This window comes from Virgisporangium aliadipatigenens (assembly GCF_016863615.1).
In the GTDB taxonomy this organism is placed as follows: Bacteria; Actinomycetota; Actinomycetes; order Mycobacteriales; family Micromonosporaceae; genus Virgisporangium; species Virgisporangium aliadipatigenens.
The window spans coordinates 149,420-172,737 of the sequence record NZ_BOPF01000019.1; the positions used below are offsets into that span (position 1 = coordinate 149,420).

The 23,318-nt window shown below is 69.9% G+C and carries 21 protein-coding genes; 16 read left to right on the forward strand and 5 right to left on the reverse strand.

Going from position 1 to position 23,318, the window contains the following annotated elements; all coding sequences use genetic code 11:
* The first annotated feature begins 131 nt into the window (after window positions 1-131).
* The 10 genes from Val02_RS25250 (at window position 132) to Val02_RS25295 (ending at window position 9,919) form a co-directional block, all read left to right on the forward strand.
* The gene (locus Val02_RS25250) at window positions 132-776 is read left to right on the forward strand and encodes a DUF6668 family protein (RefSeq protein WP_203901679.1); all 645 of its coding nucleotides are present in this window, start codon (window positions 132-134) and stop codon (window positions 774-776) included.
* A 2-nt stretch (window positions 777-778) separates the two neighbouring features.
* Entirely contained in the window at window positions 779-1,075 is a 297-nt protein-coding gene (locus tag Val02_RS25255; protein ID WP_203901680.1) for a hypothetical protein, read from the forward strand.
* A gap of 39 nt (window positions 1,076-1,114) precedes the next feature.
* The gene (locus tag Val02_RS25260) at window positions 1,115-1,435 is read left to right on the forward strand and encodes a hypothetical protein (RefSeq protein WP_203901681.1); all 321 of its coding nucleotides are present in this window, start codon (window positions 1,115-1,117) and stop codon (window positions 1,433-1,435) included.
* A gap of 73 nt (window positions 1,436-1,508) precedes the next feature.
* Entirely contained in the window at window positions 1,509-1,826 is a 318-nt protein-coding gene (locus tag Val02_RS25265) for a hypothetical protein (protein WP_203901682.1), read from the forward strand.
* Between the two features lie 10 nt (window positions 1,827-1,836).
* Complete coding sequence (locus Val02_RS25270) at window positions 1,837-2,607, forward strand: DUF8175 domain-containg protein (RefSeq protein ID WP_203901683.1); 771 nt, start codon at window positions 1,837-1,839, stop codon at window positions 2,605-2,607.
* 1 nt (window position 2,608) lies between these two features.
* Window positions 2,609-3,769, forward strand: coding sequence for a hypothetical protein (locus Val02_RS25275; RefSeq protein WP_203901684.1), 1,161 nt, complete (start codon window positions 2,609-2,611; stop codon window positions 3,767-3,769).
* A 37-nt stretch (window positions 3,770-3,806) separates the two neighbouring features.
* Complete coding sequence (locus Val02_RS25280; protein WP_203901685.1) at window positions 3,807-5,300, forward strand: SCO6880 family protein; 1,494 nt, start codon at window positions 3,807-3,809, stop codon at window positions 5,298-5,300.
* On the forward strand, window positions 5,297-7,135 hold the full coding sequence (locus Val02_RS25285) for a putative type IV secretion/conjugal transfer ATPase (RefSeq protein WP_239153318.1): 1,839 nt from the start codon (window positions 5,297-5,299) through the stop codon (window positions 7,133-7,135). The genes Val02_RS25280 and Val02_RS25285 overlap by 4 nt, the downstream gene beginning before the upstream one ends.
* Complete coding sequence (locus Val02_RS25290; RefSeq protein WP_203901686.1) at window positions 7,132-8,892, forward strand: type IV secretory system conjugative DNA transfer family protein; 1,761 nt, start codon at window positions 7,132-7,134, stop codon at window positions 8,890-8,892. The genes Val02_RS25285 and Val02_RS25290 overlap by 4 nt, the downstream gene beginning before the upstream one ends.
* Window positions 8,893-8,986: 94 nt before the next feature.
* Window positions 8,987-9,919, forward strand: coding sequence for a hypothetical protein (locus Val02_RS25295; protein WP_203901687.1), 933 nt, complete (start codon window positions 8,987-8,989; stop codon window positions 9,917-9,919).
* Between the two features lie 80 nt (window positions 9,920-9,999).
* Here the strand turns inward: Val02_RS25295 and Val02_RS25300 are convergent, their stop codons facing one another.
* Window positions 10,000-10,365: a DUF4913 domain-containing protein gene (locus Val02_RS25300; RefSeq protein WP_239153319.1), complete on the reverse strand. Its 366-nt coding sequence runs from the start codon at window positions 10,363-10,365 to the stop codon at window positions 10,000-10,002.
* A 182-nt stretch (window positions 10,366-10,547) separates the two neighbouring features.
* Between Val02_RS25300 and Val02_RS25305 the strand changes: the two genes are divergently transcribed.
* Together Val02_RS25305 and Val02_RS25310 are read left to right on the forward strand one after the other, a co-directional pair.
* A complete protein-coding gene (locus Val02_RS25305; RefSeq protein WP_203901688.1) occupies window positions 10,548-11,804 on the forward strand; it encodes a hypothetical protein in 1,257 nt (418 codons plus the stop codon).
* Between the two features lie 55 nt (window positions 11,805-11,859).
* Entirely contained in the window at window positions 11,860-13,353 is a 1,494-nt protein-coding gene (locus tag Val02_RS25310) for an RICIN domain-containing protein (protein ID WP_203901689.1), read from the forward strand.
* Between the two features lie 3 nt (window positions 13,354-13,356).
* On the opposite strand, the gene Val02_RS25315 is transcribed toward Val02_RS25310, so the two are convergent.
* The 3 genes from Val02_RS25315 to Val02_RS25325 all read right to left on the reverse strand — a co-directional run bounded on the left by Val02_RS25315 (window position 13,357) and on the right by Val02_RS25325 (window position 15,572).
* Window positions 13,357-13,908: a SigE family RNA polymerase sigma factor gene (locus Val02_RS25315; RefSeq protein ID WP_203901690.1), complete on the reverse strand. Its 552-nt coding sequence runs from the start codon at window positions 13,906-13,908 to the stop codon at window positions 13,357-13,359.
* A gap of 96 nt (window positions 13,909-14,004) precedes the next feature.
* On the reverse strand, window positions 14,005-14,592 hold the full coding sequence (locus Val02_RS25320) for a DUF305 domain-containing protein (protein WP_203901691.1): 588 nt from the start codon (window positions 14,590-14,592) through the stop codon (window positions 14,005-14,007).
* Window positions 14,574-15,572: a carbohydrate-binding protein gene (locus Val02_RS25325; protein WP_239153320.1), complete on the reverse strand. Its 999-nt coding sequence runs from the start codon at window positions 15,570-15,572 to the stop codon at window positions 14,574-14,576. Before Val02_RS25325 ends, Val02_RS25320 begins: the two co-directional genes overlap by 19 nt.
* Before the next feature lie 205 nt (window positions 15,573-15,777).
* On the opposite strand from Val02_RS25325, the gene Val02_RS25330 reads away from it, so the two are divergent.
* On the forward strand, window positions 15,778-17,319 hold the full coding sequence (locus tag Val02_RS25330) for a ricin-type beta-trefoil lectin domain protein (RefSeq protein ID WP_239153321.1): 1,542 nt from the start codon (window positions 15,778-15,780) through the stop codon (window positions 17,317-17,319).
* 352 nt (window positions 17,320-17,671) lie between these two features.
* Here Val02_RS25330 and Val02_RS25335 read toward each other — a convergent pair whose 3' ends face one another.
* A complete protein-coding gene (locus tag Val02_RS25335; RefSeq protein ID WP_203901693.1) occupies window positions 17,672-20,539 on the reverse strand; it encodes an AfsR/SARP family transcriptional regulator in 2,868 nt (955 codons plus the stop codon).
* A gap of 182 nt (window positions 20,540-20,721) precedes the next feature.
* Between Val02_RS25335 and Val02_RS25340 the strand changes: the two genes are divergently transcribed.
* The 3 genes from Val02_RS25340 to Val02_RS25350 all read left to right on the forward strand — a co-directional run bounded on the left by Val02_RS25340 (window position 20,722) and on the right by Val02_RS25350 (window position 23,250).
* Window positions 20,722-21,720 (forward strand): 5'-methylthioadenosine/S-adenosylhomocysteine nucleosidase family protein, encoded by a 999-nt coding sequence (locus tag Val02_RS25340; protein ID WP_203901694.1) that lies wholly within the window; start codon window positions 20,722-20,724, stop codon window positions 21,718-21,720.
* 242 nt (window positions 21,721-21,962) lie between these two features.
* Entirely contained in the window at window positions 21,963-22,631 is a 669-nt protein-coding gene (locus Val02_RS25345) for a lytic polysaccharide monooxygenase (protein WP_203901695.1), read from the forward strand.
* A gap of 160 nt (window positions 22,632-22,791) precedes the next feature.
* A complete protein-coding gene (locus Val02_RS25350) occupies window positions 22,792-23,250 on the forward strand; it encodes a nuclear transport factor 2 family protein (RefSeq protein ID WP_203901696.1) in 459 nt (152 codons plus the stop codon).
* The last annotated feature ends 68 nt before the right edge of the window (window positions 23,251-23,318 follow it).

The window sequence follows — 23,318 nt, forward strand, 5'->3', positions numbered from 1 at the left end:
TTTGCGTCGAGAGATCTGACACGTCAATGACAACGAAAATTTCGCTACGAAGTTCAACGTCGAAACCGGTCCACCGCCGACGGGGAGGTGAGTAACGGGTGCCCACGGCCCGTCGATTTCAACGCCGCAAAGTGTCAGCGGCACCGGTCTGGCCGGAACCTCCGGAGGAGGAGATCTCGCGCGAATGGAGTTCGGGGGACCTGCGCACACTGGGCGGACAGGAACCGCAGTTGGAGGACCGGGCGCCGGGAGGCATCGCCACCATCGAACGCCTCGAGAAGCAGCCTCCGGTCCGGCAACCGCCGACGGTCCCGCCGCCCGAGGCGAAACCCCGGCCGGAGACCGGAGGGCGGCTCTCCACACGCGGCGTCGCGTGGGTCGGCGTGCACGGGGGCGCCGGGGTGAGCACGCTCGCGAGCGTCATCGGCGGCACGGATCTCGGTTGCCGCTGGCCCGACCCCGAGGCGGGCGAACCCGCGCGGGTGCTTCTGGTCGCCCGGACCAACTCGAGCGGCGTATGGGCGTCCTCGCGCGCCCTGAACGCCATCCGCGAAGGCAGACACCCTGTGGGAATGGAGGTGGTGTCACTGGTACTCGTCGCGGACGCTCCCGGGCGCCTGCCGATGCGTCTGGCCCGCCGGATCCGGGTGCTGCGCTCGGCGGTACCGATCCACCGAATCCCCTGGATCCCGGAGTGGCGCCTCGGCAGCGAAGCCAAGCGGACACCGCGGGAACTGCACCGGTTGGCCGCCCTGGCGGACGTCGAAAGGAACTGACGATGCTGGACCTTCTCCACCCGTCGAGGGTGCTCGCCGCTTCGCCGCCGCCGGTGATTTCCAACTACTCGCCCCTGCCGGAGGCGGACAAGCTGCTCAACCTGCTGGCGTGGTGCAGTTCCGCGGCCGGGGTGGCCGGACTCCTCCTGGTCGGCATGAACCTGGCACTCCAGTTCCGGCGCGGCGAACCGGGCGAGGGTGCCACCTACTACCGGCACGGCGTCATCGTCGTGATGGCCTGCATCATCGCCTCGGCGGCCGGACCCATCGTGGAGTTCGCCGGCCCGTTCAACATCTGATCCCCTTATCCCGCAACGTCTTCAGTCAAGGGAGTACCCGTGAACAACATATCGATCTTTGTCTATGTGAAGCTGACCGACTGGCTGGGCACCGTGCTCGGGGTGCCGGTGGGCGTTCCGGAGCCGGACAAGGGTGTCGAGGTCGGTCAGCTGTCCACCATGGTGAAGAAGGTCTTCGGTCTGGTGGCGTGGGCCGGGACCGCGGCCGGCGTGCTCGGCATCCTGATCACCGGCGCGATGATGACGCTGTCCCACAAGCGCGGTGAGAGTTCGGAACATCTGTCGCGCCTGGGCATGGTGCTCGGCGGCTGCGTCCTGGTCTCCACGGCCGGACCGATCATCTCCACCCTCTTCCCGTGACCTCGGACCTCGTCGCCGGGCGGCGCGTCATGCCCGGCCGGCGACGGGGACCACACGACCCGGACGGCTACCGATGCGCGCACTGTCAACGGAAACCCTCGACGCCGTGATGACGGCGATGGCGAACGTTCCGGTCCCGAAACCGAAGCCGGAACTCGGCGGAACCAACCTCGACACGACGGCGCGCAAGCTGCTCGGCCTCCTCAGGTGGGCGGGCATGGCGTCGGGCGTCTTCGGGATCCTGGTGAGCGGAACGATGATGTCGCTCCAGTACAAGGAGGGCCAGAACCAGGAGCACGTCGGCCGGCTCGGCATGGTGCTCGCGGGCTGCGTGATCATCGCGACCGCCGCGTATCTGGTCGGTTTCGTCGTCGGCGAGCCCGTAGGGTGAAAGGACCGTCATGCTGTTCGTGAGACGACGTCGCGCCCATGACGAGGAGCCCGACACGCCGTTCTGGCAGCAGGGCGGCTGGGTGCTCTCCGCGGGCTTCTTCGTCATGGTGATCCTGATGGCCACGGTGGCCTGGTTCGCGCGCGACGACAGGTCCGCGGCCCCACCCGCTCCCGACACGGTGACCGAACCGCTCGCGGCGGCGGTGAAACTTCGCGGCGACGCGCGCCCGCAGGGCTGCCGCACGGCGGCCACCGACTCGGTCGTTCCCACGGAACAACCGGGAGATGTCCAGTGGCGCGACCTCTTCGGCGGGCGGGTGCCGGTCTCGACCGGCGCCGGCCCCACCCGGACCGAGGGCGCCCTCATGTGGTGCTACGCGCACAACCCGACCGGCGCCGTGCTGGCCGCGCACGTCATCCCCGCCCAGATGAGCGGGACCGAATGGCGCAAGGCGGCCGAACTCCAACTGGCGCCCGGCCGCTCGCGCGACGTCTTCATCAGGATGCGCGGGACCGTGCCGGACCGGCCGGTGCGCCAGGGCACCGCCGGAACGTTCGTCGGCTTCGACGTCGTCGCGTACACACCCGACGCGGCAACGGTCCAACTGCTGATCCAGGGCGCCCAGGCGGCCGGCACCGGCGGCGGCTACATGTCGACCGAGATCGCCCTGCGCTGGACCGGCGGCGACTGGAAGGTTCTGCCGCGCGACGACGGGGCGCTCTACACGCCGATGAACGCGGAGACGCGGGCCGCCGGCTACGTGATGTGGAAGGGCTGATATGAGCGGCTGTTCGACCGGCAGTCCCATCCTCGACGCGATCGCCGACATCTTCGGCATGTTCACCGATCCCGTCGGCACGATCATCAAGATGATCGCGCGCGCGGTGCTGGCCGCCGCGATGGCCCTGTTCGCCGAGATCATGACGGGCGTCCCGACACTCGCGGTCGGCACGTCGAAGAAGATCGACGGCCAGGTGCAGTGGCTCGTCGTCTACCTCGCGGTCGGCTCGCTGATCTTCGCCGCGGTCCGGATGGCGCTCGAACGCACCGGCGTGCCCGGCATCACGGCGCTCAAGGGCCTCCTGCGCATGGTGCTGGTGGCCGGCGTGGGCACCGCGGTCGTCGGCTGGGCCGCGACCGTCGGCGAGAACTACGCCGACCACCTGTTCAGCGCGGCGATGTTCGAGATCCTCGGCAGCGCGTTCGGCTGCGGTGGCGGCATCGACAACTTCCTGATGCTCGTGCTGGCCCTGCTGATGCTGCTGGCCGGCATCCTGCACCTGGTCCTGCTGCACATCCGGCTCGGCGTGATGATCATGCTGATGGGTACCCTGCCGCTGGCCGCCGCGGCCTCCATGACCGAGTGGGGCGGCACCTGGTGGCGCAAGCACATCGGCTGGATGGTCGCCTGGCTGATGTACAAGCCGGCGGCCGGGCTCATCATCTACTCCGGCGCCGCCATGGTCTACGACGGTTCGCAACCCGGCGCGAACGCGTTCGGCGGGGCCAGTCTGCGCATCGCCGGCTTCGGCGTGCTGGCGCTGTCGGCGATCGCGCTCCCGGCGATGCTCAAGCTCGTCGTCCCGGCGGTCGCCGCACTCGGCGGGGACGGCATCGGCAGCGGCATCGGTGGGATGGGCAAGATGGCCGGCAGCCTCGCGAGCGGCGCCAAGAACGTCAGCGGCGGCGGCAGCGGCGGCAGCGGCGGATCGGGCACCCGCGGCCCGTCCGGCCCGTCCGGCGCGTCGAACCCCGGCGGTTCGGGCGGGTCCGGAAGTGCCGGCGCTCCGGGTCGGTCCGGCGGCGGTTCCGCCGGGGCCGCGGGCGCGGCGGGTGCCGCCGGCGCGATCCTGGGCGCCGCCAAACAGGGCACCAAGATCGTTGCGGGCGTGGCGACAAGCTCCGTCTCCGACGCCGACGGTGACAAGGCCTGGAAATAGCACTCATGAAGCGACGTCGCGCACGAGGAGATAGATCATGACCACGGTCACGGAGACCGCGCGTACCTACGGGAACTGGCGCCGGCCGAGGCGTCCCGGGCTCGGACAGCTCGGCCTGGTCGGCACGGTCGGGGTGTTCGCCGGAATCATCATCGTGCTGGTCGCCACGATGATGTCCATCTACGTCGCCGGAGTGGCGCTGTTCCTGTTGGCGATCGCACTCGCGCCGATGGTGGTGCGCACCGCCGACGGCCGCAACCTCTACCAGATGGTGGCCGTGCGGATCGGCTGGCGGCGGCGGGTGGCGAAGAAGGAACACCTCTACGTCTCCGGGCCGCTGTCGAAGCGCCCCGGCGGCCGGTACCGCCCGCCGGGTGTGCTCAGCCGGGTCAAGGTGGCCGAGGGCCGCGACGCCTACGGCAGGCCGTTCGGCGTCATCCACCACCGCGGCGAGAACCTCTACGTCATCGTGCTCGTGTGCGAACCCGACGGTGGTTCGCTGGTCGACCCCGACCAGGTCGACACGTGGGTCGCGATGTGGGGCGACTGGCTGGCCCAGCTGGCGCACGAGCCGAATCTCAAGGGCGCGTCCGTCGTCGTGGAGACCGCGCCGGATCCGGGCACGCGCCTCGCCAACGAGATCCTGCCGCGGCTGCGCGACGACGCCCCACCGGCCGCCCGCGCGGTCATGCAGGAGGTCGTGGCGAGCTATCCGTCGACCTCCTCGGAAATGCACACCTACGTCACGCTGACCTACGGCGTTCCGACCGGAAAGAAGAAGACGCAGGAAGAGGTCATCACCGACCTCGCCATCCGGATCCCCGGATTGATGAACGGACTCATCGGCGCCGGTGGTGGTTCCGCCGAGCCGGTCTCGGCCGAGGGCATCGCCGACATCGTGCGGGTGGCGTTCGACCCGGCGGTCGCGGCGGACGTTCTCGAGGCGCGGGTCGAACACGGCCGCACCGGCATCAAGTGGGCCGACGCCGGCCCGATGGCGGCCATCGAGACGGTCGACGCCTACAAGCACGACTCGGGTGTATCCCGCAGTTGGATGCTCACGGTCGCGCCCCGCGGCACGGTGCGTTCCGGCGTGCTGCGCGGCATCCTCGAGGACCTGCCGGGCACCCGACGCAAGCGGGTGGCGATCCTCTACCGGCCGGTGGACGCGGCGACAGCGGCGAAGATCGTGGAGTCCGACCGGAAGGCCGCCCAGTTCATGGCGACGGCGTCCGGCGGAATGGTGCGCGCCCGCGCCTCGGCCGAGATCGAGGCCGCCGAGCAGACCGCCTCCGAGGAGGCGACCGGGGCCGGCCTCGTGGAGTTCTCGCTGATGCTCACCGTGACCGTCGACTCCCCGTCGGAGCTGCCGGACATCTCGGCCGCGATCCGCAACCGGCTCGGCGCTTCCCGCCTCTCCGTGCGGCAGGCCGACCGGATGCAGGCCATGGCGTTCGCCTGCACCCTGCCGGTCGGGATCCTGCCGTGGAAACTCACCCTGCTTCCGCAGGAACTTCAGGAGGCGATGTGACCAGCAAGCTCAAGCGCCGGATCCGCCTGCTCGATCTCGGGGCGGGCTTTCCCAAAAAGGCTTCGGGGGAACGCAATGCGCTCACCGGCGTTCCTTTGCAGCCCGACGGCCTCATCGACGACGTCACGGGACAGCGCGTGTCGAAGAAGCAACGCCAGCAGGCGCGTGCCGAACGGCAGAAGAGCGCGCGGGCCGCGAAGCGCGAGGCGGAGCGGCTGGAACGGCGGCGCAAGCACCTCGAGAAACGCGGCCAGGCGATCCCCGACGACGACGGCCGTCCCGACGACGCCATCCCGAGCAGCCGCGGCTGGGCCGGACCCGGTGGCGGCCGGGTCGGCTACATGGACGCACCCACCATGTGGCGGGCCACGACGGTTCAGGCGTGCGGGCTGTGGCCGTTCGCGGCCGGCTCGGGTGCGCCGATGAGCGGGGTGCCGCTGGGACAGCACATCTACACCGGCGCCACGGTGTGCGGCGATCCGATGTCGTGGTTCCTGCGGGCGAAGTACATCTCGAACCCGTCGCTGTTCATGCTCGGCATGCCGGGTCTCGGAAAGTCGACCCTCATCAACCGGATGCTGATCGGCCTGTCCGCCACCGGAGTGATGCCGCTCGTGCTCGGCGACCTCAAGCCCGACTACGCGGACACCGTGCGCGCACTGGGCGGTCAGGTCATCACCATCGGGCGCGGCGTCGGCGGCATCAACGTGCTCGACCCGGGCGCGATGGGCATCGCGGCGAAACGCATCGGCGGTGAGGCCGGCGCCGCCCTCGAGGAGGAGACGCACGGCCGCGTGCTGAACATGGTGGCCGCGCTGCTGACCATCGTTCGGGCCGGGCCGGTGCACGACCACGAGCAGTCCGTGCTCTCCGCGTGCCTGCGCGAGCTGCGGCAGAACACGCCCGCCGGCCGGGCCCCGCTGCTGCCGGACCTGTTGCAGGTGCTCACGGACGGCCCCGAATCGGTCCGCCGCATCACACTGGACCGCGGCAGCGAACGCCGTTACCGCGACGCCGTCGACCCGCTGCACCGTTCGCTGCTGGGCATCCTCGACGGGCCGCTCGGTGGCACGTTCGGCGGAAAGACCTCCACCAAGGTGGACATCAACGCGACCGCGGTCTGCATCGACATCTCACGCATCGGTGAATCCGACACCCAACTGACCGCGGCGGCGATGCTCGCGGCCTGGTCGGAGGGGCTCGGTACGGCCGCGGCCTCGCACGCGCTCGCCGACGCCGGCGTCACACCGCGGAAGTGGTTCTTCACGGTCCTCGACGAGATGTGGCGCCCGCTGCGCGCCGCGTCCGGCATCGTCGACCGGATCGACGCGCTGACCCGACTCAACCGGACGCTGGGTCTGTCCGACGCGAAAATCACCCACACGCTCAAGGACGCCGAGGCGATCGGCACCGAGCAGGACCGCGCGAAGGCCCGCGGTTTCGTGGAACGCGCCGGCATGGTCGCCTGCGCCGGGCTGCCCAAGGCCGAGATGGAGGAACTCGGCAAGGTGGTGGGCCTGACCCGCCGCGAGATCGACCTGGTGTCCTCGTGGTCCTCGCCGCCCGGCTGGGCCGCGACAAAGGCGACCGACGAGCCACCCGGCCGCGGGCGCTTCCTCATCAAGGTCGGTGGCCGGCCCGGCATTCCCATCAAGGTGGCCATCACCGACACCGAACGCCACCTGCACGACACCAACCAGCGGTGGGTGCAGAACGGCGTCGCCGAGCGCCAGGCGGAGGAACGCGCGGCGCTGGAGGATGCGCTGCGCTCCGGCAGCCTCGAACCCGGCGACATCGACCCGGGGTTCGAGCCGATCGACGAGTACGCGGTATGACCGGCGGGGACGAACGTCACGCGGAGGCGATCTGGAAGGCCGTCCTCGCGCTGATCGGATTGAACGTGCTGGTGTTCACCGTCATCTGGGCCGGCGGCACGCTCGGGGCGGCCGTCAGCGGCGCGGGCTGGAATCCCCCGCCGTTCACCGCCTCGACCTACGGAAAGCTGGCGAGCGAGGGCGTCGCGGCGGTCTGGCCGGGCAGTTCGCCGTTCGTCGTGTGGACCGTCGTCGCATTCGTCTTCGCGCTGGCCGCCGCGAGCGCGCTGCTCGGCTACCTGTGGGTGCGGGAGAAGTTCCGCAAGCCGGAGGGTCTGGCGCGCCGCAAGGACCTGGAAGTGCTGGCACGTAAGGGAATCACCGCCCGCGCCCGGGAACTGCGCCCCTCGCTCAAGGGAAAGGAGCAGCTGCACCCGGACGAGACCGGCAACCTGCTCGGCAACCTGGAGCCCTCCGGCGTGGAACTGCGCTCCTCCTTCGAGGACGTCGAACTCGACCTGATGGCACCGCGCGCCGGAAAGTCCACCGGGATCGCGATCCCCCGCGTACTGCGGGCCCGCGGCGCGGTCCTGCTCACGTCCAACAAGTCCGACGTCTTCGCCGTCACGCGGGCCGCCCGCGCGAAGAAGGGGAACGTGTGGACGTTCGACCCGCAGGGCATCGCGCACGCGCCGCGCGAGATGTGGTGGGACATGCTGGCCACCTGCCACACGATCGAGGGTGCGCGCCGGCTGGCCGGTCATTTCGTCGCCTCCGTCAACGACGACAGTTCCAAGAAGGACTTCTGGATCTCGGCTGCGCAGAACACACTCACCGCCCTGTTCCTCGCGGCGGCGCGCGGTCACGCCTCGCTGAACGACCTGCTGGGCTGGCTCGCCGACCCCGCCGACCGCACGCCGATCGACCTGCTGCGCGACGGGCGAATGGCAGCGATGGCCGAACAGTTGCAGGGCACCGTGCGCGGCGCGGTGGAGACCCGTGACGGCATCTTCGAAACCGCCCGGCAGTGCGTGGCGTGTCTGCTGGACCCGGAGATCCTCGCGTGGCTCACGCCCGACCCGGACCTTCCGGAGTTCCGGCCGGAAGAACATGTGTTGAGTCGGGACACGTTGTATCTGCTGTCGAAGGACGGCGGCGGATCGGCGGCCGGTGTGATCGCCGGCCTGGCGGACGCGACCCTGCGTGCCGGCATCTCCGCCGCCGAACGCATGGGCGGACGCCTCGACCCACCGATGACAGCGGTCCTCGACGAGGCGGCCAACGTGTGCCGTATCTCGGATCTGCCGGACCTGTACAGCCACCTCGGTTCGCGCGGAATCAACGTCGTCACGCTCCTGCAGAGCTACAAGCAGGGCTCGCGGGTGTGGGGCGAGGCCGGCATGGACGCCATGTGGGGCGCGGCCACCATCAAGCTTCTCGGCGCGGGCCTCGATGACGCGGACTTCGTCGAGAAGGTGTCGAAACTGGTCGGACAGCACGATGTCAGCACCGACAGCGTCTCCCGCAGCAAGGACGGGACGTCGCGGTCGGTGTCGTATCGACAGGAGTATGTGCTTCCGGCGGACCGGATCCGGGCGCTGCCCAAAGGGACGGCGCTGTTGCTGGCAACCGGAATCCGGCCCGCACTCATCCGGCTTCGACCCTGGTACAAGGAGCCGAACGCGTCGACGATTTCCGCTCAGGCCAAGCGGGAATTCGAGGCGATCACGGCACGGGCGGCATTCAAGTGGGACACCACGAAATCCAGCAGGACCTGACGTGAGCAATTCCTGCGGCTTTCGCTGAACCCACCGACCCGACCGATCGTTGTTGATTTCGTCAGGCAGCTCCCATCAATGAAGGAGTTCGACAGTGACCTACAACTATCCTCCGCCGGACCAACGGAGCCAGTACAGCCAGGGCAGCAACGGCAGCCAAGGCTATGGCGGTCCGTCGATGCCGTCTTCGTCGCACCCTGGTCACGGCGTGGATTTCACCACGCCGTACTACGGCAACGTCACGCCGCCCGGTGGCCAGTCGCACCATGTCCAGCGGACGCAGACCGAGATGTACCCTCCCGCACCGGAGCAGGAAAGGACCCACGACTACTACGCCTGGCAGAGCCACCAGGCCCGCAGCCATTGGAGCCGTGCCATCGACGCCGGCTCGCAGGCCGCGGATTACGCGGCCGGCGTCGGCGGTGTGGGCGGCGCCATCTCAGGCCTGGCCCAGCAGCCGATTGCCCAGGCGACCATGAACTCGATCGGTGCCGCCGGCGGCCTGAAAGACGCCTACACCTCGGCCGCGGACATGAACGCGTTCGGGACGCAGGGCCCCCGGAGACTGAGCCAGGAGGGTGACTCCACATTCGTGGTCGGGGCCCGGAAGGCCGCCACCGCGGTAGCCGCGGCCAGCAGCATCGCCTCCGGCGGCTTGTCCATCGCCGGCGAATACACGAAGAATGACACTCTTAAGATGGCCGGCGGCGTGGCCGGGCTGGCCAAGCCGGCACTCTCCACCGTCCTGAAGGTCGGCCCCACTCACTACGACATGGTGCGGGACGAAAAGTTCCTGCGGGAGAACTGGGACAAGTTCCCGCGGAGCGCGCAGGACACGATGAACACCTTCTATACCGAGCGCAACCGCAAGGCGGTTGAAAAGCTGAAGAAGAAGGATCCTCAAACCGCGATCGAACTGGGCTACATGGGCGGTCAGCCCTCAGGCGCCGGAGACTCGCATGGACAGAGCGGTCGCCACGGCAAGAAGAAGCAGAAGAATGTAGTGGCGCCGGGCAGTGCGAGGTAACTGCCCCGGGGTGCGTTGAGCGACGCGCATAGCAATATCGGGTCGTCCGGCAATGCGACGCGCCGGACGACCCGATATCGTCAGGAGAATTGCTCGGGCGGGAAGATCTCCGCGTACGGCGCTTCCTTCTCCCGGTGGCCGGCCTTGCATCCGGCGAAGGGACCGGTCGGGCTCCGGATCGACTCCATGGTGGGTATCAGGTAGTCGCGGTGGAAGTTGGCCGGTCCGGTGAGTTTGCAATCGGGTCCGGTCAGGTCGGACCACGCCATCCACAGCCCGTAGAGCTGCGCGACCGCCTCGCGGTGTTCCCACCAACGCGAGCACCACGGGGCCTGGCTGCTGACCTCGCGCCCGTACGCCGGCATCAGCACGTGATGCACCCAGAGGCTCAGCCGGTGCAACGCGTCGAAATACTGTTCGCCGTCGAGGTAGATGATGAACGGCAAGCTCTGCTGCTGCGGTGGGGGTGGTGGTTCCTGATCCGGTGTATCGGCAGTGGAGTCGTTCACAGCCGATACGACGGACCATCACGACTGTCGGTTCAGGGCGATCCGTTGAACCCGACATCCAATTCGTTCGTTGTTGACGGCGACAGGTGTTGGCAGCGCGCAGCGATGGGAGGCACCCGATGGCGCCGGCCGGATCCGACGTTCGCCCGACGGTCGAGCACAAGGTGGAGCGCGACGTCAACCGCACGGTCGATGCCCACAACGACCTGCAGGACAGACTGCGGGAGTTCGCGCGGCTGCGGGAGCTGCCGGATGACCACCCGGTCGTCGAGTTGTCCAACGTGCTGCTTCAGTACCAGCTCGCCGAGGAACTCGACCGCAATGTCAGGCCCGCCGAACAGCGACAGCGGCAGCGGCTGCAGAAGTCGCCGGGTTCGCCGGCCCAGACGCAACAGCCCGAAGACGCGGTCGAGAACATCGTCGCGTTGATCCTCGAACGACTGCAGCGGTACCTCCAGCAGCCGAGCGGCCCTGACCAGTCCGGCGACCGGGGCACGGGCCAGGCAGGCGGCCAGGCCATGTTCGGCAACGCTCAGCAGCCCCTGAACGTGAGCCCTCATCAGGCCCGCCCCCACTCGCCGCGCCGGCCCGGCCACGAGGAACGGCTGGCCAAGGACAATCCGTTGCTGGAGATGCTGAACAGCGACGCATGGAAGTCCGCGAACGAGCCGCAGCGCCGTCAGATGGCACGTCAGATTGACCTCAACAAGGTCCAGAGCGACCTGGTGGCGGCCGTTGGTGCGATGGAGCGCAAGCACGGACCGACGGTCCTCATGCGGCCGGTGTCGCCGCCCGAGCGCCAACGCGAGAACGCCAGTCCCGCGCAGGTCGATCCCTCAAGAACGCAGATCGAGAACGGCCGGAGCAGTTCACCGCAGCTCGTCGACCCGTCCCGACCGGAGCGGCAGCTGGAGGCGCCGAGCCCCAGGCGCCCCTGGCAGGAACGGACAGCCCAGCAACTGACCGACAGGACCGACCTGTATTCGTCGTCACCGCCGGTCGAGCGCAGTATCTCCGCGCCCCTTCCGGACAGACTGAGCGCGTCCTCGCCCGGACTGGAGCGGATCGAAAGAGAGCACTTCGCCGGACGGGAGAGCCTCGTGAGCACTCCGCAACGGCAGAATTCGCCGGTCCAGGACCTGTCCATGGTGCCGGTCGAGTTCAGGCCCCCGTCGTCTCTCAGCATGACCTCGCTCAACATGACCTCAATCCGGCCCATCGGTTCCCATGCCCAGAACACGCTGTTCGCCGGCGGACTGAGTGATGCGTCGAGGCGCGGCGGTAACACCGAGGTTTCCTTCGTCGACCGCACCCGCCGCAGCGCCGCAAAGGTAGCCCAGGCGCAGCAGGCGAAGCAGGCGGCCGGTGGTAAGTAGCGCCAACCGTTCCAGGTTCTCCGCACGACGTCGTTCCCGATCCGAAGGACCGATCATGAAACGAGTCACCCTCAAGCCCCGGGCCCGGCGCGCCCTCGTCGGCGGTGTCGCGGCGGCCGTCATCGTGGCGGTGGCGACGACGGCCGGGGTGCACATCGCGTCGGCGGAGCCGGAAGCCAAGGAGGGCAAGCCGGTTCCGGCCGACGCGCTGCCGTTCGTGGTCTCCGCGGCGCGCTCCTGCTCGGCGCTGAACCCGGCGCGGGTGGCCGCACAACTCATGGCGAACTCGGAGATGGGCGCCGCCACGCAGAACGTCGCCGGCGGAGAGGGTATCGCCGGGCTCGACGGCGACGTGTGGAAGCGCTGGAACCCGTGGCCGAAGGCCGAACGCGCGGATCCGCACGCCAGCATCAAGGCGTTGGCCCATCACATGTGCGACCTCGTCGGCCAACTGCGTCAGGCGAATGTCTCCGGCGAGCCGTGGCGCAACGCGCTCGCGGCGTACCGGGTGGGGGTGCCGGAGGTGAAGCGGGAGAAGGGCATCCCGACGGCGGCCGACGACTACGTGGAGACGACGGCGGCGTACGCGCTGTGGTACGCGCAGCAGCCGGAGTTCGGCGGCGCCGGCACGTCGCCGAAGGCCTCTGCGAGCAGCCCCGGAACGGCCGCCGCGAAGCCGCTGCCGGACGAGTACGTCGCGCCCGTCAAGGCGGCCGGCGCCAAGTGTGAACCGGTGACCGCGCCCATCGTGGCGGCCTATCTGGTGAGTGTTTCCGGCTTCAACCCGAACGCCCTCGGCAAGGACGGCGAGCAGGGGATCGCCCAACTCCGCCCGGACATCCGGGAGCGGTTCGCCGCGCCGGGAGAGTCGGTGTGGGACGCCGGCGTGTCGATCGAGATCCTGGGCCGGGCGATGTGCGAGCTGCACACCGAACTGACCCCGCTCGGCAGCGACGCGATGAACGCGACGCTGGTGACGCTGCGGTTCGGCCAGGACACTGCGCGGCGGGCCCGCAACCGGGTCGACGCCGACGCGAAGGCCTTCACCGATCAGGTGCGCGCCCTGGAGGCGGCGTACCGCAAGGATCAGCGCATCGCCCCGCCCGCCCCGTCGCCGTCCCCCAGCCTCTCCCCCACGTCGCCGCGGCCGTCGCCGTCCACGTCCGGTCCCGCGGTCCCGACGGTGGCGGTCGCCGGCAAGCAGTCCGGGAAATGCCTCACGAGCGGCGGCGAGGGCAGCACCGTCACAGTCATGCCGTGCAAGAACGCCGCCGAGCAGAAGTGGGCGTTCCACGACGACGGTACGATCCGCTCCCGCGGGCTCTGTCTGGACCTACGCGACGTGTCGGTCGGTCCGACGGGTGAGATCGCCGTTCGGGCGTGTCGCGGCGACTCGCCCACCCAGGAGTGGCGCTACGAGCGGGAACGCATCGTCAACGTGCGCACCGGGCTGTGCGCCGACGTGAAGGACCGGCTGAGCGCCGACCGTACCCCGCTGGTGCTGTGGCACTGCGTGGAGCAGGACAACCAGCTGTTCCACAAGAAATAGCGTTCAATCGAAATCCGGAGCGGCGCCGAGCAACCGACGCAGCCGGGCCAACGACCGCATGCTCTGGCTCTTGACCACCGCGACGGAAAGGTCGAGCATCTCGGCGACCGCCTGCACGCTGTGATCCTCCCAGTACCGCAGGACCACGATCGCCCGGTCCCGTTCGGACAGTGCCCGCAAGGCCTCGAGGAGTGTGACCCGCAATTCGGGGTCTCCGGACCCGTCGGCGGACTCCGGCATCCGCGGCCGCGGCACGGCCACCTCGCCGCTGCTGCGCCGCCGCCGGTGGTCGAAGAGCGCGTTCACCAACACCTTGCGGCTGTACGCCTCGACGTCGACGCTCCGGCCGATGCGGTCCCAGTTGACGTACATGCGGGTCAACGTGACCTGGGTCAGGTCCTGGGCGAGGTGCCAGTCGTGGCACATGAGATACGCCGTGCGCCACAGCCGCGGCGCCGCCGCGTCGGCGAACGCCTCGAACTCGCGCTCGAGGGTGCGTTCGGCGCGGCGGGACCGCTGGGCGGGCAGGTATCCGGCCACGCCGACGACTGCCATTCGACCCTCCCGATCGTCGTCCTCACTTCGCTGGACGCCGCCGGGACATGATCAGGTTCTCGAATCGCGCATGAATTTTCCCGGCCGGGTCGCGGGTCAGGCGTTCATCAGCCTGATCATCATGGCGACCTGGCCCTGCCGGGCCTTGCCGATGCGCTCGGCGAGCTCCCTGGTCTGCGGGTTCTGCCCGCCCGACGTCACGAGACCCACCATCTCCACGGCGGCGCCCTGGTGTCCGGCCATGAGGGCCAGGAACTCGGTGTCGAAGGCGGTCCCGGACATCCCGGCCAGGCCCGCGACCTGCTCCGGGCCGACCGCCGGCTGCCCGCCGTGGTTGACGTGTCCGTCGTGGGTGTCCGGGGGAACGTCCGGTCGACTCCACGCCGCCAGCCAGGCGGTCATCATTCTGACCTCCTCGGACTCGGTGACGCGGATGGCGGCGGCCAGTTCCTTGACCTCGGGGCGGACGGCCCGCTGCGCCGCGAGGGTGGTGAGTTGCAGGCCCTGTCGATGGTGGCCCACCATCATCTGCAGAAACATCACGTCGGTGTCGTTGTGTGCCGTGTCCGCGGTCGGTATCGGGTTCGGGGCCGCTTTCTTCGGTTCGTCGGAACATCCGCCGAGGAGCACCGCCGCGACCACGACCGCGATGACGGCACGCAGCCTCATGAGACGGGCAGCCACAGCGCGAGCGTGTAGATCGACGGTTCCCAGCCGGACAGCGACGTGTGCGCCTGGCGGCAGGTGTATCGCTTCCCGCCGTGGGTGACCTCGGCGCCGACGGCGTAGGGCGTGTCCGGCGCCCACGCGCCCTGTTGCCCGCCCGGCTGCGTGGCGGTGCCCTCCTGGGGGGTGTTCTGCTTCACCGGCAGCCACAGTGCCAGCGTGTAGGTCGACGGCGCCCACGACGTCTGCGAGGTGTGACCCTGGCGGCACTGATACTTCTGTCCCTTGTAGGTCACCACGTCGCCGGCCCGGTACGCCTTGTCCGGCGCCCACTCCGTGGCGGGCTTGTTCGGATCGTTCTCCACGTTGGCGGGAGGAGACGCGGGAGGCGACGCCGGCGGGCTCGTCTCGTTCTGCTGCTGTCCCTGCTGCGGCGGCGGGTCGTTCGTCACGGGCGGGGACTCGTTGCCGCCGCCGCCGATGACGACGTCGACGCAACTGTAGAAGGCCATCGCCGTGTCGCCGATGTTCCAGATCGCGAGAACGGTCTTCCGTCCCGAGTAGCCGGTGAGATTGACGGTGTGCGTCACCGACGTGTTGGTCTGGGCCGAGTTCGCGGCGTCACCGGCGTCCATCTTGGCGATCAATTTGCCGTCGATGAAGTATTCCCAGTTGCCCGTCCGGTGCCGGATGGTGAACACCCAGTTGAACGTCACCGAGGTGCCCACCGACTTGGCCGGCCAGTTGCGGCTGTTGTCGTCCAGGGTGGCGAAGTCACTCGCGCCGCCGCTGCAACTGCGCGCGCCCTTCGGCGCCTCGACGCTCTGTGGCTCGTAGATGACGCGACCGCAGTCGGGAACGACACGCTGCGCGCACAACGCCTGACGACTCGGCGGCGAGGCGACGTATCCGTGTGCGGCAGCGGCCGTCGCGGTGGCGAACACGCACGCGGCGACCGCGGATACAACCACCACCGGATAGATCAGAATCCGTCGCATGACCCGACGGTAGACCCACCCGCGCGCCGAGCGCGAGAAACCGTCAACCAAAAGGGACTCCGGCAGTCTCGAAGAGGGTTCACCACATGCACCGGGCGGCGACCCGAAATTGTCAAGAATGTCGATGAAGGGTCTCGTCGACAAGCAACACGTACCGGAAAAGGGACGATGTTCCATCCAGCGACATAATTCTATGTTGCGGACCATGAAACGCATTGGTATCGCCGTCCTCGCGGCCGCCGCCGCCCTGTTCGCCGTGCAGTCCCCGGCATCGGCCAGGGCGCCCGTGCCCACACCCGACATCCCCACCGACCCGGCGATGCGGGCCGCGATGAGCCGCGATCTGGGGCTCGACGACGCGGGCGTCACCGCGCGACTGCGGCTCGACGCGACCGCCGCTACCACGGAGCAGCGGCTGCGTGCGGTGCTCGGGGACGCGTTCGCCGGTGCCTGGATCCCGGAACGCGGCACGAGGCTCACCGTCGCCGTGACCGACCCGGCCGCGGCCCCGGCCGTAAGAAGAGCCGGCGCGGACGTCACCGTGGTGAAGCGCGGCGCGGCGGAACTGGACGCCGCGAAACGTGCCCTGGACGAGAATGCGAAGGACGCCGGCCCGGCGGTGCGCGAGTGGTACGTCGACCCGGCCGCCAACGCGGTCGTGGTGCGGGTGGACCCGGCGGCGGTGGCCGGCGCCCAGGGATTCGCGGCGAAGGCCGGCGTCGCCGACAAGGTGAAGGTCGTCATCGAGGCCGCACCGGCGCGGCCCGCAGCCGATCTGCGCGGCGGCGACCTGATCTGGTTCTCCCGCGACGACACGCTGTGGAGCGGCTGTTCGGCCGGCCTGCCGGTGATCGGCGGCATGCTCGCGGCGGGCCACTGCGGCGGCGTGGGCCGGCGGGTCCTCGGCCCGAACTCGGTGGATCTCGGCACCGTCGAGGCGGCGAACTTCGGCCCGAACGACTACAACTTCACGCGCACCAACGGCAACTGGTACGCCGGCCCCTGGATCAACAACTACGCGGGCGGGGTGAGCACGATCGCCGGTTCGCGCACGGCGTCGATCGGCGCGTCGGACTGCCGTTCGGGCAAGACGACCGGCTGGCGCTGCGGCACCGTCACCGCCCAGAACGTCACCGTGCAGTACCAGGACGTGACGTTCACGGTCACCGGCCTGACCCGCACCTCGTCGTGCTCGGAGCCGGGCGACTCCGGCGGCTCGCACGTCTCCGGCGACCAGGCCCAGGGGATGCACTCCGGCGGCTCGGTGCGCACCTGCGGCGACGCGAACGACTACAGCTACCTCCAGCCGGTCAACCCGGTCCTCGGCAAGCTCGGCACCCACCTCGTCACCACGCAGAGCGGCCCGATCACCACGATCGTCAGCAACTGGCACAACCGCTGCGTCGACGTGCCGAACGGCAACTTCGCCGACCGCCAGCAGCTGATCGTCTGGGACTGCTGGAACGGCCCGATGCAGCGCTTCGAATGGGCCACCGACCGTTCCCTGCGCATCGGCGGCAAGTGCCTCGACGTCGACGGCGGCTCGACGGCGGCGGGCGCGAAGGTGCAGTTGTACGAGTGCAACGGCACCGGCGCGCAGCAGTGGGTCCTCTCCGGCGCGGGCGACCTGGTCAACCCGCAGGCGAACAAGTGCGTCGACATCAAGGACTGGGTGCCGGACAACGGCGCGGTGCTGCAGCTGTGGGACTGCACCGGCGGCGCCGTCCAGAAGTGGCGGCGCGGGTAACGGACCCTGGGCTCACCTTGCTAGAGTTCCGCAAGCCCTGCCGGCACACGAAAACCGGCCTCATGGGCACAGGTTCGCATATTTAAACTTAAGCGGATTTAAGGCTCCGAATCGCCTTGTGTTGGCGCGCTCGATGCACAATGATCAGGCCGTGCCACATGAATTTGTTACGAAATTTGAGGACATAATCGAGCCCGCCGTCGTGGCCTGTTGGTACACGTGGATGAGCTTCGTTCTGCCGGCGGCCGAGACGGTCCTCAGCATTTTCACCTGACCCGACAAAAAGCGAAGCCCGGGCTCCTATTCGGGGCCCGGGCTTTTCTACGGGCCGCCGTCGGCGCCGCACCCGCACTCAATTGCCGCGATACTCTCCCGCCGGGCCGACGCCGACATCCGTCAGGCGGGTACGCAGCGGTGCGGCGTCCGTCGCGGGAAGCCGTTCGATCGAACGCCACGCCTGTGCGCGCACCGGGCCGGCACGTCCGGTGAGCCCGGCCGCCGCGAGGGCACCCGCCAGCGCCACCAGCGCCCGACTGAGGCGGATCGGATCGTCGAGGCGTTCGGCGAGGGAGAGGGCCGCCTCGGCCGAGCGCACGGCCGCGTCGGCCCCGGACAGCGCGCGGGCGATGTCCGCCGCCGTCGTCGAGGCGTCGCAGCGCACCAGGTCGTCGTGGATCCGGGTGGCGATCACGCGGGCGCGTTCGCAGTGCTCCCGGGCCCGTCCGGGATCACCGGCGTCGAGGAACAGCAGCGCGAGTTCGTGGTGGGTGGCGCCCTGACCGCGAAGGTCGCCGACGCGTTCCCGGACGGCGAGGGCCTGTCGCAGGTGCGCCGCCGCCTCCGCGTGCCTCCCGAGCCGGCGGCACGCCATGCCGAGCCGGTGCAGGGCGGCGCTCTCGCCGACGACGTTCCCCGTGCGGCGGCACACCGCCAGGCCGGCGGTGTACACGTTCGCCGCGGCGGCGAAATCGCCCGTTCTGATGTGGAATGAGGCGATGTTGTGCAGGCCGGCGGCCTCCGCGTCGGCGTCGCCGACCCGCCGGGCGAGTGCGACCGCCTCGTGGAAGCTGCGCGCCGCGGCCTCGTCCTCCAGCAGCGCGAACAGCGCGGCGCCCTGAGTGAGCAGCGTGCCGATCAGGCCCTCCGCGTGGTTGTCGAGCCGGGCCGCGGACACGGCGACCCGGGCGAGTTCGAGGAACTCGTCCTGCCGGCCCCGGTTGAACACCTGGAACGTGGTGCCGGCCAGTTGCCAGCCGTGCCGGGGAAAGCCCGCCGACGCGGCGAAGCGGCACAGCACCGCGATGGTGGCGCGTTCGGACTCGCACCAGCGCAGCGCCTCCTCCTCCGAGCCGGCCGCGGAGGAGTCGAAGCGCAGCGGCACCACGGGTCCCGGCACCGGCAGGTCCGGCACGGGCGACTGCTGCGGGGCAAGGACGCGCGAGGCGTTCGCCGCCGTCAACAGGTACCAGGTGAGCAGGCGACCCAGCGCCGCCGCGCGGTCGGCGGGCGGTTCCTCCGCCGCGGCGCGTTCCGCCGCGTAGCGCTGCAGCAGGTCGTGGAACCGGTACCGGCGACCGGTGTCGCGGGTGATGAGGTGCGCGCGGGCGAGCGTTCCCAGGAGAAGCTCCGCCTCCCCGACCTCGACGGCTGCGAGGGCCGCCGCGGCCTCGGCCCCGATGCTCAACCCGGGCAGGAGGCCGACGAGGCGGAACATGCGGGCGGCCGCCGAGGTCAGAGCGGTATAGGACCAGGCCAGGACCGACTGCAGGCTGGCCTCCTCGTCCTCGTCGGTGACGCTGAGGAGGCGGTCGTTCAGCTCGCCGGCGAGGTCGGCCACCGAGGCGCGGTCCCGCTCCGCCACGCGCTCGCCGATGATGCGCAGGACCAGCGGAAGTCCGCCGGAGAGGCGGGCGAGTTCGGCGACGCCGGCCGGCTCCGAGGACGCGCGTCTGGCCCCGATCACCGAGCCGAGGAGCGTGCGGCACTCCGGCTCGGGCAGCGGCGGCACGGTCAGGCAGCGGGCGCCGTCCCGGATGGTGAGGCCGCTCAGCCGGTTGCGGCTGGTCACCAGCGTCACGCAGGACGCCGAGTTGGACAGCAGCTGCCGCACCTGTGTGCTGTCGCGGGCGTTGTCCACCACGACCAGGACGGCGCGGTCAACGACGAGGTCGTCGAACAATTCGCGGCGTTCGTCGGTGTCGCGCGGGACGCGGTCGGCCGGCACGCCGAGCGCGGTCAGGAAACGGCGCAGGGCCGCGTGCGGCTCGACGGGCGGTCCGGCGCCGAAGGCATTGGCGTTCACAAATATCTGGCCGTCCGGGAAGCGACCCCGGCGCAGGTGCGCCCAGTGGACCGCGAGCGTGGTCTTGCCGACGCCGGGCATCCCGGAAAGGACGATCAGGTTGGTGTCGGCCTCGTCCAGTTCGACCAGAAGCTCCTTGCGGCCCGCGAAGTCGAAGATCGACTTCGGTAGCTGCCGCGGTACGGGCGCCGGGTTTCTTCCCCGGACCGTCGCGGGCGGGAGGTCGACCGTGGGTTCCAGCCGCATCCGTTGCCGGTATCTTCGGCGGAACGTCGCCAGGAAGGCCCGCGCCTCGTCGTCCCGATCCAGGGCGCACAGGGCCTCGATCCAGTGGCGGGCGATCGTCTCGTCGACGGGATGCTCCCGCACCAACGGATCCAGCAGCGCGAACGCCCGCTCCGGCAGCCCGCCGCGCAGCTGGCTCTCGGCGAGCAGCTTCTGCGCCCCGAGCCGCTCCTCCGCGATGCGGGTGCGCAACGCCTCGGCCCGCGCACCACGCAGGTCGGCGAGCGGCTCGTCCCGCCACAGCGCCACGGCCTCGCCCAGCAGCGCGACGGCGGTGTCGTGGCGGCGGCGCGCGGACGCCTCCCGCGCCCGCGCGACGAGCCGGCCGAACCGGTGGAAGTCCACGCTCTCCGGCTCCACGGCGAGGCGGTAGGCGCCGCTGCCGGGGATGCGGGTCAGTGCGTTGTCCAGCCCGACCTCGGCCAGAACGCCGCGAATGCGGCTCACCAGCGGGTACAGGGCCTGCGGGGTGCCGCGGGCGCTCCAAAGGTGTTCGACCAGGGTGTCGATGCGCACCGGCGCACCCAGGTGGTAGAGCAGGACGGCGAGCAGCGCGCGCTGCTTGGCGACGCCGAGCGGCACCTGTTCGCCGTCCACGTACAGGGCCGTTCGGCCGAGAATGACGAACTCCACCGGGACCACCCCCGCATCGAGTCTCACTGCGTAGTCGAACGACTCCAAGGCGTATTTACACATTGCGCTAGATCTGACAGGACGCCGACCAGGCGGTTTACCAACGGATCGCAAGCCGGCGGCAAGGTTCGCCGCAACCGCGCACCGCACGCTTCGACGACAACCGATGTAAGGAGCGGGAAATGCGCGATATCGACGTGGTCGTGGTGACGGCGCTGCGACACGAGCACGAGGCGGTGATCCGGGCGGCCGGCGCCCGCGTCGACCGGTGGACCCACCACGACCGGGACCGCAGCACCCCGTACCTCGCGGGCACCTACGCGTCGGGCGGACGCGCGTTCACGGTGGCCGTGGCGCGGGCCACCCGGATGGGCCTGCCGGCGGCCGCGTCGGTGGCCGCGAGCCTGGTCGAACGCCTGCACCCGCGCTGCCTCGCCATGAGCGGCGTGTGCGCCGGCAACCCCGCGGAGGTGGCGCTGGGCGACGTGATCGTGGCGGACCTGGCGTTCTCCTACGGCGAGGGCAAGCGCACGGCCGGCGGGCTGATCCCGGACCACCGGCACCTGACGATGCCCGACTCCTGGGTGCGCGCCGCGCAGGACCTGTCGCCGCGCGGGCTGCCCAGCCACGCCGAGCCGACCGAGCGCGACTCGGCGCGCTGGCTCCTGGAGCGCCTGTCGCACACCGCGGAACCCTGGCGGCATCCCGCGTGGCACCGGTACGGCCCCTGGCATCGCGTGCTGCCCGCGCTGGAGTCCGGCGGCCTGCTCACGTGGAGCGCCGACGGCGCCGCGCTCACGCCGGACGGTCGGGTGCTCGTGCAGCGCGAACGCCATCACACGGCGGTGCGACGCATGCCGTTCGCCGTCGCCGTGGGGCCGATCGCGAGCGGGTCGGCGGTGGTCGACGACGGGCGGGTGTGGCGGCGGCTGCGCACCTCCGGCGTGCGACCCGTCCTCGGGGTGGAACTCGAGGCGGCCGGCATCGCGACCGTCGCACATCGGCTGGACGTGCCGTTCTGGGCGGTGGTGAAGGGCGTGGCCGATCACGCCGACACGCGCAAGGACGACCGGTACGTGCCGTTCGCCGCGACGGCCGCGGCCGAGGTGCTGTGGCGGCTGCTCGCCGACCGGCTGCTCAGCGGGCGGGCGCTCGATCGGGCGGCGGCGCAGACGCGTTGAACGCGCCGGGCAGGTGGAGGCCCGTGATAGGTGGCACGCGTACGAGGGCGCTTCTCGACCATTGCCCGAATTCTGGCAGGCCCCGGGTCGACGTCCGCGCGGAGCTGAAAATTTCAGCGAATCTGAATATTTCACAAGTACTCGCACTTACTAGATCAATATGGACATCCACCCAAGCGAATGCAAGACTGACGAAACCCCCAAGCAATGATCTTCGATATCGAAGAAACGGAGGATCCAACGTGCCCTCTCACACCCCCGGACACGTCGGTAAGAGATTCCGCAGGCCGCTCCAGGCGCTTCTCCTGGCGCTCGGCCTGGTAGCCGCACTTGCACCCTGGTCCGGCTCGGCCCAGGCCCACGGCACGATCATCAACCCCGCCACCCGCGCGTACCAGTGCTGGCAGAAGTGGGGCAGCAACCACATGAGCCCGAACATGCCGTCCGAGGACCCCATGTGTTACCAGGCCTTCCAGGCCAACCCGGACACCATGTGGAACTGGATGAGCGCGCTGCGGGACGGCCTCGGCGCGCAGTTCCAGGCCAGGACCCCGGACGGGACGCTCTGCAGCAACAACCTGTCCCGCAACAACAGCCTGAACACCCCGGGGCAGTGGAAGGTGACCAACGTCAGTCGCACCTTCACGGCGCAGCTGTACGACCAGGCCAGCCACGGTGCCGACTACTTCAAGGTCTACATCAGCAAGAACGGTTTCGACCCGACCACCCAGCGCCTCGGGTGGGGCAACCTCGATCTGATCCTGACGACCGGCCGGTACGCGCCGTCGCAGAACATCTCGTTCAGCGTCAACGCCTCCAACTACACCGGGCGTCGCGTGCTGTTCTTCATCTGGCAGGCCTCGCACCTCGACCAGGCCTACATGTGGTGCAGCGACGTCAACGTCACCTGATCGACCGCTGATCGGACGCCGGCCCGGGACCCGCTCCCGGGCCGGCGTTTCCGCGTCGTTCGGGAGTGGGACAGGTTGTACCAGGCAGGCCCGTGGCCACCCCCGCAACAATCGGAGCGTGGTCCCGCTCCCGGGATCCCGGGAGAAGGGTTGACGACGGATGGATCGACGGAGTTTGTTGGCCGGCGGCGGAGCGGCCACAGCCACGTTCGCGGCCGCGCTGACCTCGGGCGCTTCGGAGCGGTTCCGGCCCGGGCGGGGCAAGCCCGAGGTGGTGGAACGCCTCGAGCGGGCCATGAGCAGCGGGGACGCCGACAAGGTGGCGGCCTGCTTCGCCGTCGACTTCACGGTCGTGACGCCGCTGCACCCGTCGCGTGGCTTCACCGGCAACGCGCAGGTCCGCAAGAACTGGGCCGGGATCTTCGCCCTGGTGCCTGACCACAAGGGACGGCTCCTGCGGTGGAGTCGCGGCGCGGACGGCAGCATCTGGACGGAGTGGTCGATGACCGGGACCACTGTCGCCGGCGCGCCTTACCGTGCCGGCGGACCGGCCATTCTCACCGTCGAGCACGGGGTGATCGCCGCGGCCCGGTTCTACCTGGATCAGGTCGGCGAGTGAGCGTCGCCGGTGCACCGCCTACGGATTCCACCAATCCCCGGCGGGGTCCGTCGTCGACGCCGTGCCGC